The following is a 14,404-nucleotide window of genomic DNA, read 5'->3' on the forward strand; positions in this document are numbered from 1 at the left end:
GCATTTTCGCAACTGCTTAAAATTCAAGAAAATCCTCTGACAGCGGTTTTCCGATTTTGGTGTAGGCCGTGTCAAATTTTTTGTGGGAAAAGTGCGAGAGCGTTGTGAGCGATGCACCACCCACCGGTCAGGCGAGTGGCGCAGGGTGCCCAATCAAGAATTGATTGGGCGAAGGTCCATCAATATTCCCAGAACATCCGTTGCAGCTCTTTGCTGTCGTTGGTTTTGGTCAGGGCGACCATTGCCAGGATGCGGGCTTTCTGCGGGTTCAGGTCGTGAGCAACAACCCAGTCGTACTTGTCGTCCGGTTGTTCGGCGTTACGCAGAACGAAGCCGCCAGCGTTGACGTGGGACGAACGAATGATTTGCACGCCATCCTTGCGCAGCGCTTGCAGGGCTGGAACCACGCGGGAGGAGACCGAGCCGTTACCGGTGCCGGCATGGATAATGGCCTTGGCACCGGATTGGGCGAGAGCCTTGTAGGCAGTATCGCTGACGTTGCCGTAGGAATAAGCGATTTCTACGTCAGGAAGGCTCTTGATGTTTTTGATGTCGAATTCCGAATCCATGGTGTGACGCTTGGCTGGCAGGCGGAACCAGTAGGATTTGCCTTCTACCACCATGCCCAGTGGGCCCCAGGCACTTTTGAAGGCTTCAGTCTTGATATTGATCATCTTGCTGACGTCGCGACCGGACTGGATTTCGTCATTCATGGTCACCAGTACGCCTTTGCCATGCGCTTCTTTGCTGCTGGCCACGGCCACGGCGTTGTACAGGTTAAGCATGCCATCGGCGGACATGGCAGTGCCCGGACGCATCGAACCGACGACGATGATCGGCTTGTCGGTTTTTTCCACCAGGTTGAGGAAGTAAGCGGTTTCTTCCAGGGTGTCGGTGCCGTGGGTGATGACGATGCCGTCGACGTCTTTGCTGTCGGCCAGTTCGGCTACACGACGACCCAATTGCAGCAGGTTTTCGTTGGTGATGCTTTCCGAGGCAATCTGCATGACTTGTTCGCCACGCACGTTCGCCAGTTTGCTCAGTTCGGGAATGCCGGCGATCAATTGTTCGACGCCAACCTTCGCCGCTTGGTAGGTGGCGCTGTTGGCGGCGCTTGCGCCGGCGCCGGCGATGGTGCCGCCGGTGGCAAGTACTACGACGTTAGCGAGCTTGGTCTGGGTTTCGACTTCTTTCGCCTGAAGGGCGGTGGGCAGGAGCAGGAGAAGGGCCAAAGCGCCCGGAACCAAAGTGTTGAAAGCAGATTTCATTATTTTTCTCTCTAGTAGTGAGACGGTGCTGATGCAGGTTCATCTAGATGCACCCCAAGCCGATCTGGATGCCTGGGGTGCGGTGAAGGGAGCAGGATCTGTACCAGCCGTACTTTGCGTCAGAGAAATGTTTAACTTGATGATTTACATCAAGATTTTATGGATTTGCAAATGGTGGGGCGAAGCGTTTATCCGGGTTTCCGAACAATGGAGGCTTTCGCGTTCGGTTCACCGAAAGGGACTACGGCTTCTTTCGAATGAAACCGGTTGCCGGCTCCGGATTCTCTACTAAAGAAATCGGCCTTGAGGCCGATGGTTGTTCTGGGAAACGCTTTTTTAGGGAGTTCACATGTCACTGACGATCGGTTTTTCAAACCCGGGTACAGTCACCATCGGCGGTAAAACCGCAGCGACGATCAATGCAATGAACCAGGCAGAAGCGGACGCTTCCGACGAGGCGCTGGGCGTTGAAAAAGAGCCGAGCAACCAGGTCAGGACCGGCGGCCCTGCGCAAGAAGCCAGTCAGGCCGATAGCGCGGACAGCGGCGACAGTCTGAATGTCACCGTGAAAATGCTGCTCAAGCGGATGAAAGAGTTGCAGAAGCAACTGCAGGAGCAGCAACAGCAACTGGCGGCGGCTCAGGCTGCGAGCTATCCGACGCCTGAGGCCAAGTCGCAGGCGGTGATGTCCATTCAGGGTCAGATCGCGCAGACCAGCGGCGCACTCATGGAGGTCGCGGCGGCGTTGCTCAAGGAAATGTCCCAAGGCTCCACCAGCGGCAACGTGGTCAACACCACAGCCTGAGCATCAAGGGACGAAGCAACGGATTCGTCCTTTAATCAATACCGATTTCTGATTGTTGACAAATGTCGGCGGGATTCGCATAGTTCGGTCTACGCAAACGTTTGCGCGGCGCTCTCGGGGCACTATGGCCCTGCAGATAGCCAAGTAGCTTACGCCAGCGCAAGCGTTGCTCACAATAATCATAAGATCGGAGTGAACCCATGAAGCTGCCATTCGCTGGACGTCTTCTTGCTGTCGCTATGCTGGCTGCCACAGCCGCCGCACTACCTGTCTCCTCGGCATTCGCCGAATCCGCCGAAAAACCTAAAGTCGCGCTGGTCATGAAGTCTCTGGCCAACGAATTCTTCCTGACCATGGAAGATGGCGCCAAGGCGTACCAGAAAGAACACTCCGCCGATTTCGACCTGATCTCTAATGGCATCAAGGATGAAACCGATACTGCTGGCCAGACCCGCATCGTCGAGCAAATGATCCTGGCCAAGGTCAATGCACTGGTGATCGCGCCTTCCGATTCCAAGGCCATGGTGCCGGTGATCAAGAAAGCCGTCGATGCTGGTATCACCGTGATCAACATCGACAACCAACTCGATCCGGCCATCGTCAAAAGCAAAAACATCAGCGTGCCCTTCGTAGGTCCGGACAATCGCAAAGGCGCCCGTCTGGTCGGTGAGTACCTGGCCAAGCAGCTCAAGGCCGGTGACGAAGTCGGCATCATTGAAGGCGTGTCCACCACGACCAACGCTCAGCAACGTACCGCTGGCTTCAAGGATGCGATGGACGCCGCACAGATCAAGATCGTTTCGTTGCAATCAGGTGACTGGGAAATCGACAAGGGCAACAAGGTTGCCGCTTCGATCCTCAGCGAATACCCGGACGTCAAAGCACTGCTGGCCGGTAACGACAGCATGGCCGTCGGCGCCGTTTCCGCAGTACGTGCCGCTGGCAAGGCCGGTCAGGTTCAGGTGGTCGGTTACGACAACATCAACGCTATCAAGCCAATGTTGAAGGATGGCCGCGTGTTGGCCACGGCTGACCAGTTCGCTGCCAAGCAGGCAGTGTTCGGCATCGAAACCGCGCTGAAAATCATCAAGGGCGAGAAAGTCGACAGCGGCGCCAACGGCGTGATCGAAACACCGGTCGAGCTGGTCACCAAGTAAGTCTTCTGGCGACACAACGGCGCTCGTCCGTCCGGGCGAGCGCATGGAGAGTTTTTATGTCAGTTTCCGCCCCGAACGCTGTCCTCTCGGTCAGCGGTATCGGTAAGACCTATGCGCAACCGGTGCTCACCGGCATCGATCTGACGCTGATGCGCGGTGAAGTGCTGGCGCTGACCGGCGAGAATGGTGCCGGCAAAAGTACCCTGTCGAAAATCATTGGCGGACTGGTCACGCCGACCACCGGCCAGATGCAATTCCAGGGCAAGGACTATCGTCCGGGCAGCCGCACCCAGGCTGAAGAACTCGGCGTGCGTATGGTCATGCAAGAGCTCAATCTGTTGCCGACACTGTCGGTCGCGGAAAACCTGTTTCTCGACAACCTGCCGAGCAACGGCGGCTGGATCAGCCGCAAACAACTGCGCAAAGCAGCGATCGAAGCCATGGCGCAAGTCGGTCTCGACGCGATTGATCCGGATACGCTGGTCGGCGAGCTGGGGATCGGGCATCAGCAGATGGTTGAAATCGCCCGTAACCTGATTGGCGATTGCCATGTGCTGATTCTCGATGAGCCGACCGCGATGCTGACCGCACGTGAAGTCGAAATGCTGTTCGAGCAGATCACCCGGTTGCAGGCGCGCGGCGTTTCGATCATTTACATTTCCCACCGTCTCGAAGAGCTGGCCCGTGTCGCACAGCGCATTGCCGTGCTGCGCGACGGCAATCTGGTCTGTGTCGAGCCGATGGCCAATTACAACAGCGAGCAACTGGTTACGCTGATGGTCGGTCGTGAACTGGGCGAACACATCGACATGGGCCCGCGCAATATCGGCGCCCCGGCGCTGACTGTCACGGGTTTGAATCGCTCTGACAAAGTGCGCGATGTTTCATTCGAAGTCCGTGCCGGCGAGATCTTCGGGATTTCCGGATTGATCGGGGCAGGGCGCACAGAACTGCTGCGACTGATTTTTGGTGCGGACGTTGCCGACAGCGGCACCATCGCGCTCGGCTCCCCGGCCAAAGTGGTCAGTGTGCGCTCGCCGGTCGATGCGGTGCGCAACGGTATCGCATTGATCACCGAAGACCGCAAAGGTGAAGGCCTGCTGCTGAGTCAATCGATCAGCGCCAACATCGCACTGGGCAACATGCCGGAAATCTCCAGTGGCGGTGTCGTCAACAACGGCGACGAAATCGCTTTGGCGCAGCGTCAGATCGACGCCATGCGCATCCGCAGTTCGAGTCCGACACAATTGGTCTCCGAGCTGTCCGGTGGCAACCAGCAGAAGGTCGTGATCGGCCGCTGGCTGGAGCGCGACTGTTCGGTGCTGCTGTTCGACGAGCCGACCCGTGGCATCGACGTCGGCGCCAAGTTCGACATTTATGCCTTGCTCGGCGAACTGACGCGCCAGGGCAAAGCGCTGGTGGTGGTCTCCAGTGATCTGCGTGAGTTGATGCTGATCTGTGACCGCATCGGCGTGTTGTCGGCCGGCCGGTTGATCGACACCTTCGAGCGCGACAGCTGGACCCAGGATGACTTGCTTGCCGCCGCGTTCGCCGGCTACCAAAAACGTGATGCGTTGCTCAATGAAGCGGCGCCTAGGGATCTCCCATGAAAACTGCATCTCCTGCCGGCAAACGTAGTGGCAACTTCTACGGTCTGGGCACTTATCTGGGCCTGGCCGGCGCCTTGCTGGCGATGATTGCGCTGTTCTCGGTCTTGAGCAGCCACTTTCTGTCCTATAACACCTTCAGTACGCTGGCCAACCAAATCCCTGATCTGATGGTGCTGGCGGTCGGCATGACCTTCGTGTTGATCATCGGCGGCATCGACCTTTCGGTGGGTTCGGTATTGGCGCTTGCCGCTTCGACGGTCAGCGTCGCCATTCTCGGTTGGGGCTGGAGCGTATTGCCGTCGGCGTTGCTCGGAATGGCAGTGGCGGCGCTGGCTGGAACCGTCACCGGTTCGATCACGGTGGCGTGGCGGATTCCATCGTTCATCGTTTCTCTCGGTGTGCTGGAAATGGCTCGGGGTCTGGCTTATCAGATGACGGGATCGCGCACCGCGTACATCGGTGATTCGTTTGCCTGGCTGTCGAACCCGATCGCGTTCGGCATCTCGCCATCGTTTATCATTGCTTTGCTGGTGATTATCATCGCTCAGGCCGTGTTGACCCGTACCGTATTCGGTCGCTACCTGATCGGCATTGGCACCAACGAAGAGGCGGTGCGCCTCGCGGGGATCAATCCGAAACCCTACAAGATTCTGGTCTTCAGCCTGATGGGGCTGCTGGCCGGTATCGCTGCGCTGTTCCAGATTTCCCGTCTGGAAGCCGCTGACCCGAATGCCGGTTCCGGTCTGGAGTTGCAGGTAATCGCAGCTGTGGTTATCGGTGGTACCAGCCTGATGGGCGGGCGTGGTTCGGTGATCAGCACATTCTTTGGCGTATTGATCATTTCGGTCCTGGCGGCAGGTCTGGCGCAGATCGGTGCGACTGAACCGACCAAACGAATCATCACCGGCGCCGTCATCGTGATCGCGGTGGTGCTCGACACTTATCGCAGTCAGCGCGCCAGTCGCCGGGGCTAAGAGATGGCAACGATCAAGGATGTGGCAGCCCTCGCGGGGATTTCCTACACGACGGTGTCGCATGTGGTGAACAACACCCGTCCGGTGAGTCAGGAAGTGCGGTTGAAAGTCGAGGCGGCGATCAAGAGCCTCGACTATGTGCCGAGTGCGGTGGCGCGCTCGCTGAAAGCCAAGACCACTGCAACCATCGGCCTGCTGGTGCCCAACAGTCTCAACCCGTACTTCGCCGAGTTGGCGCGGGGCATCGAGGATTATTGCGAGCGTAACGGCTATTGCGTGATCCTCTGCAACTCCGACGACAATCCCGACAAGCAGCGCAGCTATTTGCGCGTGTTGCTGGAGAAACGCATCGACGGTTTGATCGTTGCTTCCGCTGGCGGTGACAGCGGTCTGGCGCAGGGGTTGGCCGGGGTGAAAACGCCGATGGTCATCGTCGACCGAGGTCTGGATGGCGTCGATGCCGATCTGGTGCGTATCGACCACGAATACGGCGCTTACCTCGCGACCCGGCACTTGCTTGAGTTGGGGCACCGCGACATCGCCACCATCGGCGGCCCGGCCAGCACCAGTGTTGCGCAGATGCGTCTGGCCGGTTATTGCCGAGCGCTGAAAGAGGCGGGCGTTGACGTCCGTCAGGAGCGCATGCTGGAAAGCGATTTCACCAGTACTGGCGGGTACAACGCAGCGGCGATTCTGCTCGAGCGCAATCCGCCGAGCGCAATCTTTGCCGGTAACGACATGATCGGCATTGGTGTGCTGCGAGCGGCGGCGGAGCGCAATGTGCGCGTGCCGAGCGAGCTGTCGGTGATTGGTTTCGACGATATCCAGATGAGTCGTTACGTCTACCCGGCACTCACCACGGTGGGGCAATCAATCCTGCAACTGGGCGAGATGGCGGCCGAAGTGCTGCTGCGCAGGATTGCCACGCCGAGCCTGGGCACTGATCAACGGATCGTGACTCCGAGTATTGTCTTGCGCGAATCCACTGCACCGTTGTCCGGCGTGTTCACCGAATACCGCTGAAACCGAATTGACGAGTAATGATGTATGCCAGCAAATGTAGTGGTAATAGGCAGCCTGAACATGGATCTGGTGACCCGGGCGCCACGGCTGCCGGTCGGCGGCGAAACGTTGATCGGTCATTCGTTTGCCACGGTTTCCGGTGGCAAGGGCGCCAATCAGGCGGTGGCCGCAGCGCGTTTGGGCGCGCAGGTGGCGATGGTTGGCTGTGTTGGCAGCGACGATTATGGCGTGCAACTACGCAACGCCTTGTTGGCCGAACAGATCGATTGCCAGGCAGTGAGCATCGTCGATGACTCCAGTGGCGTGGCGTTGATCGTGGTCGATGACAACAGTCAGAACGCCATTGTCATCGTCGCCGGCGCCAATGGCGCCATGACGCCCGCAGTGATCGACCGGTTTGATGCGGTGCTGCAAGCCGCAGACGTGATCATCTGCCAGCTCGAAATTCCGGATGCCACGGTGGGGCATGCGCTCAAGCGTGCGCGCGCGCTGGGTAAAGTTGTCATCCTCAATCCGGCACCGGCCAGTCGTCCACTGCCGGCGGACTGGTTTGCGGCGATCGACTACCTGATCCCCAATGAGAGCGAAGCGACCGTGTTGAGCGGCTTGCCGGTGGATTCGCAGGAAACGGCAGAAAGTGCAGCCAGTCAGTTGATCGCCATGGGTGCGGGCAAAGTCATTATTACCCTTGGTGCGCAAGGCTCGCTGTTCGCTAATGGCCAAAGCTTTGAGCATTTCCCGGCGCCCAAAGTGAAGGCTGTCGACACCACGGCCGCAGGCGACACGTTCGTGGGTGGTTTCGCTGCTGCGCTGGCCAATGGCAAGTCCGAGGCCGAGGCGATTCGTTTCGGGCAGATCGCCGCCGCGTTATCGGTAACCCGCGCCGGCGCACAGCCGTCCATTCCAACCCTATCCGACGTACAGGCCTTTAAACCCGCATGAAAAAGACTCCTCTGCTCAACGTCGCATTGTCGCGGCTGATCGCGTCCCTGGGCCATGGCGACATGGTGGTCATTGGTGATGCCGGGCTGCCAGTGCCGCCGGGTGTCGAGCTGATTGATCTGGCGCTGACTCACGGCATCCCGGATTTCGTCAGCACCCTGAAGGTCGTGCTCAGCGAGATGCAAGTGGAAAGCCATGCATTGGCCAAAGAAATCTTCGACAAGCAACCGACCGCGCTGAATACCCTGGAGCAGTTGAGTGAAGAGGGCGCTCTGGGCCGTCGTGATCTGCTCAGTCACGAGCAATTCAAGGTTCTCAGCCGACAGGCTCGGGCGATTGTTCGTACAGGGGAATGCCAGCCGTACTGCAACATCGTGCTGGTCGCTGGAGTCACCTTTTAACTTTTGATTTCACAAGCACAAGGAATGCGCCATGCAACGCTATGCTCAGAAACTGCATCAATTCATCCGGGGTTTACTGCTTTTGTCCGTAATCACTGCGACCGGCGCTCAGGCTGCGGAAAAAATCGACCTGATCATCGATACCGATCCAGGGGCCGACGACGTGGTCGCCCTGTTGTTCGCGCTGGCCTCGCCGGAAGAACTGAACATTCGCGCGCTGACCACCGTCGCCGGCAATGTGCGCCTCGACAAGACATCGCGTAACGCGCGCCTGGCTCGCGAGTGGGCAGGGCGCGAAGACGTACCGGTTTATGCGGGTGCGCCAAAGCCGCTGATGCGCACGCCTATCTATGCCGAGAACATCCATGGCAAGGAAGGCCTGTCGGGTGTCACCGTGCACGAACCGAAAAAGGGGCTGGCTGAGGGCAATGCTGTCAACTACCTGATCGATACCCTGAAAAAAGCCAAGCCGCACAGCATCACGATCGCCATGCTTGGTCCGCAGACCAACCTGGCATTGGCGCTGATCCAGGAGCCTGAAATTGTTCAGGGCATCAAGGAAGTGGTGATCATGGGTGGTGCGCACTTCAACGGCGGCAACATCACCCCGGTGGCTGAATTCAACCTGTTTGCTGACCCGCAAGCGGCCGAAGTGGTCCTGAAAAGCGGCGTGAAACTGACCTACCTGCCACTGGACGTGACCCACAAGATTCTCACCAGTGACGCGCGACTGAAGCAGATCGCTGCGCTGAACAACAACGCGAGCAAGATTGTCGGCGACATCCTCAATGAGTACATCAAAGGCGACATGGAGCACTACGGTATTCCGGGTGGCCCGGTGCATGACGCTACGGTTGTGGCCTACCTGCTCAAGCCGGAACTGTTCACCGGTCGCTCGGTGAATGTCGTGGTGGATAGCCGTGAAGGGCCGACTTTCGGTCAGACCATCGTCGATTGGTACGACGGCCTGAAGGCGCCGAAAAATGCCTTTTGGGTGGAAAATGGCGACGCGCAAGGCTTCTTTGACTTGCTCACCGAACGCCTGAAACGTCTGAAGTAAGCCACTCGCCCGCAGGTGCCAGCCTGCGGGTTTACCCTTTCTCTGCGTGTTCGTGTTCGACCTGTTCGGTCGGGTAGCGCTCGAAAATCTGCTTGATGAATTGCTTGGCCGCTTCTGTGCCCAACTCTTTGACCAATAAATCGATACCAATCAGCGCAAGCTCCTCGGTGGTTCCCGGGCTGTAAGAGCTGTGTCCGTCTGCCCATTTGGCATTAATGGCGGCGTCGATGCTGATCGTGGTCATGAGAGCGCTCGAATAGTCGGAAGATCTTGGGTTTGAGTTAACCATTTTGTCGGGCATTTGGCACTGCGACTTAGGCATGAGCGGAACGCTATGCGACACTTGGTCTTTTAAGGCTCCCAAGGATTGTGCTGTGCAGATCGATTTGAACACCCCTGACGGCCTCACGCTCGACGCGGTGCGCCAGTTGCTCGCCTCGGCCAGTGATGACGAACACACGCAGCTGCGCGTGACCAAGGGCGGTATCGCTTACATTTCCTCCGGCGTTACCGGTGGGCAGGATATCGACGGCTTGCTGTTTCGCCTGGAAACCTGGGCCAAGGGCTCGGGCTACGTGGGCAATGTCGCGGCCAGTGACGAGGTATGGGTCATGCAGATTTTCAATGCGCTGAAGGACAACTGGCCGAATCCGCCGTATGACTACATCGACGTCTATTGAGCGCCGTTAATATTCAGTCACGATTGATTGATGAAGTGACGCATGCCCCTCAGGCACACTCGGCGTTTTTCCGATCGTGGGGCAGGGTGATTGGTGATGGCCTTGGCTGTGAAACCAATCGCTTGAATGGCGGTCGCACGATCTCAGCTTAACCATTTTGAAAACAAGGAGGCTTCATGCCTTTGAAGTTCGCGACACTGGGTGCACTTATGGCCGCTGCCATGCTGGCCGGTTGCAGCACGACCTCCAGCGAGTCGGCAAAGGAATCTGCGGCAACCGAAGCTGATCACAGCCGCTGTGAAGCATCGGCGGCGGAATTCGCCATTGGCAAGAAAGCTTCGCCAGAGCTTCTGGAGCAGGCGCGCAGCAAAGCCGGGGCGCAAAATGCCCGCTTCCTCAAGCCGAACGACATGATCACGCTCGAGTACCGCTCCGATCGCTTGAATCTGAACACCGACAACAACCTGGTGATCACTCGTGTCAACTGCGGCTGATTAGCGAAGGCTTTTATTGCAGGCATAAAAAACCCCGTCACATGGACGGGGTTTTTTTAGTGCGCGCAGAAATTACTCTGGGCGAACCTGTGCAGCTTGCATACCCTTTTGGCCTTTCTCAGCCACGAAAGAGACGGTCTGGCCTTCTTTCAGGCTTTTGAAACCGTCGGATTCGATAGCTTTGAAGTGTACGAACAGGTCGTCACCGCCACCTTGAGGAGTGATGAAGCCGAAGCCTTTTTCATCGTTGAACCACTTAACGGTGCCGGTTTGGCGATTAGACATGGTGTATCTCCAAGAAACATATATTTTTCAGTACTGTGCTGCTCAGGCCAACTGGGCACACCCGGGTATCATAGTCGAAATGTTCGCTTTGGTAGCCCCCTGGACGTGCTGTTTGCCAATCAGTCGTGTTTTCTTTACTGCCTTTATCGGCTGAAAGCCCCGGTTTACAAGGCTTTTAGCGGAACGTAAAGACGATAAAAAAACCTGTAAAACCTGCATAAAACGTCTGAAAAGACGCAAATTCAGCCCTTTTCAAGGGCGCTGGGCCGAGTCAGGACGCTTTTTTTCTTACTTTTTCGCCGGAGTATTCGCCTTGCATTTGGCGATTTGGCCCAGCGCTTTCTGCTGCAGTTCAGGGGTGGCCTTGTTGTCCATCAGCGCCTGAATATCGGCGGCAGGATAGGACTTGATGGCATCAGCGCCACAAGCGCAGTGCGATTTGGCCGCGGCGGCACCAATTTGCGGAGTAGCCGCCTGGGTGCACTGCGCCATGTACTTCTCGCGCTCGCCCTTCGGCCAGTCGGCGTGGGCGCTCAGTGGCAGCAGCATAACGATAGGGGCGACTACGGCGAACAGGGTATTCAGACGCATGCGAGGATGCTCCTTGTGGGTCAATGTCTTGTTATCTGAGGGCTGAAAGGCCTATCAAGTTCAGCACTCTGGCATAAAAACAGACGATTTGCCTTCTGATCAAACAGAGGCATAAGTGACCGCTCATCTGTGCTAGCATGCCGGGCTCAAGCGTTCTCAGGCGCCGGATCACCTTCAGTCCCGGCAGCGGTCAACGTGCGAATATTTTCGATTTGAATCCCAGTCACTCTGGTTCGGTTTTCCGGTTGGCCGCAAGGCTCCTGCCGCTGTAAGGCAGGCGTTCGTCATTGAATGGCCTGGATCGGATCTTGTACTGGCTCATCCCAACCCACGTGACCTTTGGTAGGGGTCACCACTAGGAGAGGAGGCGCCATGCCAACTATTACTCTTCCCGACGGCAGTCAACGTTCATTCGATCACCCGGTTTCCGTAGCCGAGGTCGCCGCATCCATTGGTGCAGGTCTGGCCAAAGCCACACTGGCCGGCAAGGTCAATGGCCAACTGGTCGACGCCAGCGACATCATCAGCAGCGACGCGACCCTGCAAATCATTACGCCTAAGGATGAAGAGGGGCTGGAGATCATTCGCCACTCTTGCGCGCACCTGGTTGGCCACGCGGTCAAGCAGCTGTACCCGACTGCGAAAATGGTCATCGGGCCGGTCATCGACGAAGGCTTCTATTACGACATCGCCTTCGAGCGTCCTTTCACTCCGGACGACATGGCCGCTATCGAACAGCGCATGCAACAGCTGATCGAAAAAGATTACGACGTCATCAAGAAAGTCACTCCGCGCGCCGAAGTGATCGAAGTGTTCAAGGCTCGTGGCGAAGACTACAAGTTGCGCCTGGTCGAGGACATGCCGAACGAACAGGCCATGGGTCTGTACTATCACGAAGAATACGTCGACATGTGCCGCGGTCCGCACGTGCCGAACACGCGTTTCCTGAAATCCTTCAAGCTGACGAAGCTGTCCGGTGCCTACTGGCGCGGCGACGCCAAGAACGAGCAATTGCAGCGCGTTTACGGCACCGCTTGGGCAGACAAGAAGCAGCTGGCGGCTTACATCCAACGCATCGAAGAAGCTGAGAAGCGCGATCACCGCAAGATCGGCAAGCGTCTGGGCCTGTTCCACACCCAGGAAGAATCCCCGGGCATGGTGTTCTGGCACCCGAACGGCTGGACTCTGTACCAGGTGCTCGAGCAGTACATGCGCAAGATCCAGCGCGACAACGGCTACCTTGAGATCAAGACGCCGCAAGTCGTTGACCGCAGCCTGTGGGAGAAATCCGGGCACTGGGCCAACTACGCCGACAACATGTTCACCACGCAGTCGGAAAACCGCGACTACGCGATCAAGCCGATGAACTGCCCGTGCCACGTGCAGGTGTTCAATCAGGGCCTGAAGAGCTACCGCGAGCTGCCGATGCGTCTGGCTGAGTTCGGTGCCTGCCACCGTAACGAGCCATCGGGTGCATTGCACGGCATCATGCGCGTACGTGCGTTCACTCAGGACGACGCCCACATCTTCTGCACCGAAGAGCAGATGCAGGCTGAGTCCGCCGCGTTCATCAAGCTGACCATGGACGTTTATCGTGACTTCGGCTTTACCGATGTCGAGATGAAACTGTCCACTCGTCCGGAAAAACGCGTCGGTTCCGACGAGCTGTGGGATCGCGCTGAAGCTGCACTGGCTGCAGCCCTTGATTCTGCGGGCCTGCCGTACGATCTGCAGCCGGGTGAAGGTGCGTTCTACGGTCCGAAGATCGAGTTCTCGCTGAAAGACTGCCTTGGTCGGGTCTGGCAATGTGGTACTCTGCAGCTCGATTTTAACCTGCCTGTCCGTTTGGGCGCTGAATACGTCTCTGAAGACAACAGCCGCAAACACCCAGTGATGTTGCACCGTGCGATCCTCGGTTCCTTCGAGCGTTTCGTCGGGATTCTGATCGAGCACTACGAAGGTGCGTTCCCTGCGTGGCTCGCGCCAACCCAGGCGGTGATCATGAATATCACTGATAAACAGGCAGATTTTGTTGCAGAAGTTGAAAAAACTCTCAACGAAAGCGGATTTCGTGCCAAGTCCGACTTGAGAAATGAAAAGATCGGCTTTAAAATCCGCGAGCATACTTTGCTCAAGGTTCCCTATCTTTTGGTTATCGGAGATAAGGAAGTCGAGATGCAGACTGTCGCTGTGCGTACTCGTGAAGGTGCTGACCTGGGCTCGATGCCCGTCGCCCAGTTCGCTGAGTTTCTCGCGCAAGCGGTTTCCCGGCGTGGTCGCCCAGATTCGGAGTAATTATTATTAAGCGTGAAATGAGACAAGATAAACGAGCTGCACCGAAAGCCCCGATCAACGAGAATATCTCGGCACGCGAGGTTCGGTTAATTGGCGCTGATGGCGAGCAGATTGGCATCGTCTCGATTGATGAAGCGCTTCGTATTGCTGAAGAAGCAAAGCTTGATCTGGTGGAAATCTCCGCAGACGCAATCCCACCGGTTTGCCGTGTGATGGATTACGGCAAATCGATCTTCGAAAAGAAGAAGCAGGTTGCCGCGGCGAAGAAGAACCAGAAGCAGATTCAGGTTAAAGAAATCAAGTTTCGTCCAGGGACGGAGGAAGGGGATTACCAGGTAAAACTGCGCAACCTGGTACGTTTCCTGAGTGATGGGGACAGGGCCAAGGTATCCTTGCGATTCCGCGGCCGTGAGATGGCCCACCAGGAGCTGGGGATGGAACTCCTCAAGCGGGTTGAAGCTGACCTGCTCGAGTACGGTTCGGTCGAACAGCATCCTAAGATGGAAGGACGCCAGCTGATCATGGTCATCGCCCCGAAAAAGAAGAAGTAATCAACAGGGCACGGCAGGCCTTCTGATTATGTTTATCAACTGAATGCGGAGTATCCGAACATGCCAAAAATGAAAACCAAAAGTGGTGCTGCTAAGCGGTTTCTGAAAACTGCTAACGGTATCAAGCACAAGCACGCTTTCAAGAGCCACATCCTGACTAAAATGTCGACCAAGCGTAAGCGTCAACTGCGCGGTAGCAGCTTGCTGCATCCGTCTGACGTGGCAAAAGTCGAGCGCATGCTGCGCCTTCGTTAATTTAGTCAAGAAT

At 57.2% G+C, this 14,404-nt stretch carries 17 protein-coding genes; 13 read left to right on the forward strand and 4 right to left on the reverse strand.

Annotated elements, in window-relative coordinates:
- Positions 1-179 precede the first annotated feature (179 nt).
- A complete protein-coding gene (locus CLU80_RS23835) occupies positions 180-1,268 on the reverse strand; it encodes an asparaginase (RefSeq protein ID WP_034152752.1) in 1,089 nt (362 codons plus the stop codon).
- A 349-nt stretch (positions 1,269-1,617) separates the two neighbouring features.
- On the opposite strand from CLU80_RS23835, the gene CLU80_RS23840 reads away from it, so the two are divergent.
- The 8 genes from CLU80_RS23840 (at position 1,618) to CLU80_RS23875 (ending at position 9,240) form a co-directional block, all read left to right on the forward strand.
- Positions 1,618-2,073 (forward strand): hypothetical protein, encoded by a 456-nt coding sequence (locus CLU80_RS23840; RefSeq protein WP_093432134.1) that lies wholly within the window; start codon positions 1,618-1,620, stop codon positions 2,071-2,073.
- A gap of 200 nt (positions 2,074-2,273) precedes the next feature.
- Positions 2,274-3,230, forward strand: coding sequence for a sugar ABC transporter substrate-binding protein (locus tag CLU80_RS23845; RefSeq protein ID WP_016984936.1), 957 nt, complete (start codon positions 2,274-2,276; stop codon positions 3,228-3,230).
- Positions 3,231-3,286: 56 nt separating this feature from the next.
- Entirely contained in the window at positions 3,287-4,840 is a 1,554-nt protein-coding gene (locus CLU80_RS23850; protein ID WP_093432137.1) for a sugar ABC transporter ATP-binding protein, read from the forward strand.
- Positions 4,837-5,814 (forward strand): ABC transporter permease, encoded by a 978-nt coding sequence (locus CLU80_RS23855; RefSeq protein ID WP_093432140.1) that lies wholly within the window; start codon positions 4,837-4,839, stop codon positions 5,812-5,814. Before CLU80_RS23850 ends, CLU80_RS23855 begins: the two co-directional genes overlap by 4 nt.
- A gap of 3 nt (positions 5,815-5,817) precedes the next feature.
- Positions 5,818-6,837, forward strand: a complete 1,020-nt coding sequence (locus CLU80_RS23860; protein ID WP_093432142.1) for a LacI family DNA-binding transcriptional regulator — start codon at positions 5,818-5,820, stop codon at positions 6,835-6,837.
- Between the two features lie 24 nt (positions 6,838-6,861).
- Positions 6,862-7,779, forward strand: a complete 918-nt coding sequence (gene rbsK / locus CLU80_RS23865; RefSeq protein ID WP_099758546.1) for a ribokinase — start codon at positions 6,862-6,864, stop codon at positions 7,777-7,779.
- On the forward strand, positions 7,776-8,180 hold the full coding sequence (gene rbsD, locus CLU80_RS23870) for a D-ribose pyranase (protein ID WP_093432146.1): 405 nt from the start codon (positions 7,776-7,778) through the stop codon (positions 8,178-8,180). Before rbsK ends, rbsD begins: the two co-directional genes overlap by 4 nt.
- Before the next feature lie 31 nt (positions 8,181-8,211).
- Entirely contained in the window at positions 8,212-9,240 is a 1,029-nt protein-coding gene (locus CLU80_RS23875; protein ID WP_099758547.1) for a nucleoside hydrolase, read from the forward strand.
- Between the two features lie 31 nt (positions 9,241-9,271).
- On the opposite strand, the gene CLU80_RS23880 is transcribed toward CLU80_RS23875, so the two are convergent.
- Complete coding sequence (locus tag CLU80_RS23880) at positions 9,272-9,484, reverse strand: hypothetical protein (protein WP_093432151.1); 213 nt, start codon at positions 9,482-9,484, stop codon at positions 9,272-9,274.
- Positions 9,485-9,614: 130 nt separating this feature from the next.
- Here CLU80_RS23880 and CLU80_RS23885 point away from each other — a divergent pair, with 130 nt between their 5' ends.
- Together CLU80_RS23885 and CLU80_RS23890 are read left to right on the forward strand one after the other, a co-directional pair.
- A complete protein-coding gene (locus CLU80_RS23885) occupies positions 9,615-9,920 on the forward strand; it encodes a hypothetical protein (protein ID WP_007913485.1) in 306 nt (101 codons plus the stop codon).
- Positions 9,921-10,096: 176 nt separating this feature from the next.
- Positions 10,097-10,414 carry an I78 family peptidase inhibitor gene (locus CLU80_RS23890; RefSeq protein WP_099758548.1) on the forward strand — a complete coding sequence of 106 codons (318 nt, stop codon included), beginning with the start codon at positions 10,097-10,099 and terminating at the stop codon, positions 10,412-10,414.
- 72 nt (positions 10,415-10,486) lie between these two features.
- Here the strand turns inward: CLU80_RS23890 and CLU80_RS23895 are convergent, their stop codons facing one another.
- Positions 10,487-10,699 (reverse strand): cold-shock protein, encoded by a 213-nt coding sequence (locus tag CLU80_RS23895; RefSeq protein ID WP_003179963.1) that lies wholly within the window; start codon positions 10,697-10,699, stop codon positions 10,487-10,489.
- A 288-nt stretch (positions 10,700-10,987) separates the two neighbouring features.
- Positions 10,988-11,290, reverse strand: coding sequence for a hypothetical protein (locus CLU80_RS23900; protein WP_093432157.1), 303 nt, complete (start codon positions 11,288-11,290; stop codon positions 10,988-10,990).
- A 372-nt stretch (positions 11,291-11,662) separates the two neighbouring features.
- On the opposite strand from CLU80_RS23900, the gene thrS reads away from it, so the two are divergent.
- From thrS to rpmI, 3 genes are read left to right on the forward strand one after another with little or no spacing between them, the layout of a single operon-like run.
- Positions 11,663-13,585 (forward strand): threonine--tRNA ligase, encoded by a 1,923-nt coding sequence (gene thrS, locus CLU80_RS23905; protein ID WP_007913488.1) that lies wholly within the window; start codon positions 11,663-11,665, stop codon positions 13,583-13,585.
- Positions 13,585-14,136, forward strand: a complete 552-nt coding sequence (gene infC, locus CLU80_RS23910; RefSeq protein WP_171057393.1) for a translation initiation factor IF-3 — start codon at positions 13,585-13,587, stop codon at positions 14,134-14,136. The genes thrS and infC overlap by 1 nt, the downstream gene beginning before the upstream one ends.
- A 60-nt stretch (positions 14,137-14,196) precedes the next feature.
- Positions 14,197-14,391 (forward strand): 50S ribosomal protein L35, encoded by a 195-nt coding sequence (gene rpmI / locus CLU80_RS23915; protein WP_002553160.1) that lies wholly within the window; start codon positions 14,197-14,199, stop codon positions 14,389-14,391.
- The last annotated feature ends 13 nt before the right edge of the window (positions 14,392-14,404 follow it).

It is taken from the genome of Pseudomonas sp. 29 (genome assembly GCF_002754355.1).
GTDB classification, from domain to species: Bacteria; Pseudomonadota; Gammaproteobacteria; order Pseudomonadales; family Pseudomonadaceae; genus Aquipseudomonas; species Aquipseudomonas neuropathica.

What these genes read in the sequence shown, in the direction of transcription:
- CLU80_RS23850 (WP_093432137.1), top strand. Translation starts at nt 3,287, where the DNA reads ATGTCAGTTTCCGCCCCGAACGCTGTCCTCTCGGTCAGCGGTATCGGT.
- CLU80_RS23880 (WP_093432151.1), bottom strand. Translation starts at nt 9,484, where the DNA reads ATGACCACGATCAGCATCGACGCCGCCATTAATGCCAAATGGGCAGAC.
- CLU80_RS23875 (WP_099758547.1), top strand. Translation starts at nt 8,212, where the DNA reads ATGCAACGCTATGCTCAGAAACTGCATCAATTCATCCGGGGTTTACTG.
- CLU80_RS23855 (WP_093432140.1), top strand. Translation starts at nt 4,837, where the DNA reads ATGAAAACTGCATCTCCTGCCGGCAAACGTAGTGGCAACTTCTACGGT.
- CLU80_RS23900 (WP_093432157.1), bottom strand. Translation starts at nt 11,290, where the DNA reads ATGCGTCTGAATACCCTGTTCGCCGTAGTCGCCCCTATCGTTATGCTG.
- rbsK (WP_099758546.1), top strand. Translation starts at nt 6,862, where the DNA reads ATGCCAGCAAATGTAGTGGTAATAGGCAGCCTGAACATGGATCTGGTG.
- CLU80_RS23845 (WP_016984936.1), top strand. Translation starts at nt 2,274, where the DNA reads ATGAAGCTGCCATTCGCTGGACGTCTTCTTGCTGTCGCTATGCTGGCT.
- rbsD (WP_093432146.1), top strand. Translation starts at nt 7,776, where the DNA reads ATGAAAAAGACTCCTCTGCTCAACGTCGCATTGTCGCGGCTGATCGCG.
- rpmI (WP_002553160.1), top strand. Translation starts at nt 14,197, where the DNA reads ATGCCAAAAATGAAAACCAAAAGTGGTGCTGCTAAGCGGTTTCTGAAA.
- CLU80_RS23840 (WP_093432134.1), top strand. Translation starts at nt 1,618, where the DNA reads ATGTCACTGACGATCGGTTTTTCAAACCCGGGTACAGTCACCATCGGC.
- CLU80_RS23860 (WP_093432142.1), top strand. Translation starts at nt 5,818, where the DNA reads ATGGCAACGATCAAGGATGTGGCAGCCCTCGCGGGGATTTCCTACACG.
- thrS (WP_007913488.1), top strand. Translation starts at nt 11,663, where the DNA reads ATGCCAACTATTACTCTTCCCGACGGCAGTCAACGTTCATTCGATCAC.
- CLU80_RS23895 (WP_003179963.1), bottom strand. Translation starts at nt 10,699, where the DNA reads ATGTCTAATCGCCAAACCGGCACCGTTAAGTGGTTCAACGATGAAAAA.
- CLU80_RS23835 (WP_034152752.1), bottom strand. Translation starts at nt 1,268, where the DNA reads ATGAAATCTGCTTTCAACACTTTGGTTCCGGGCGCTTTGGCCCTTCTC.
- CLU80_RS23890 (WP_099758548.1), top strand. Translation starts at nt 10,097, where the DNA reads ATGCCTTTGAAGTTCGCGACACTGGGTGCACTTATGGCCGCTGCCATG.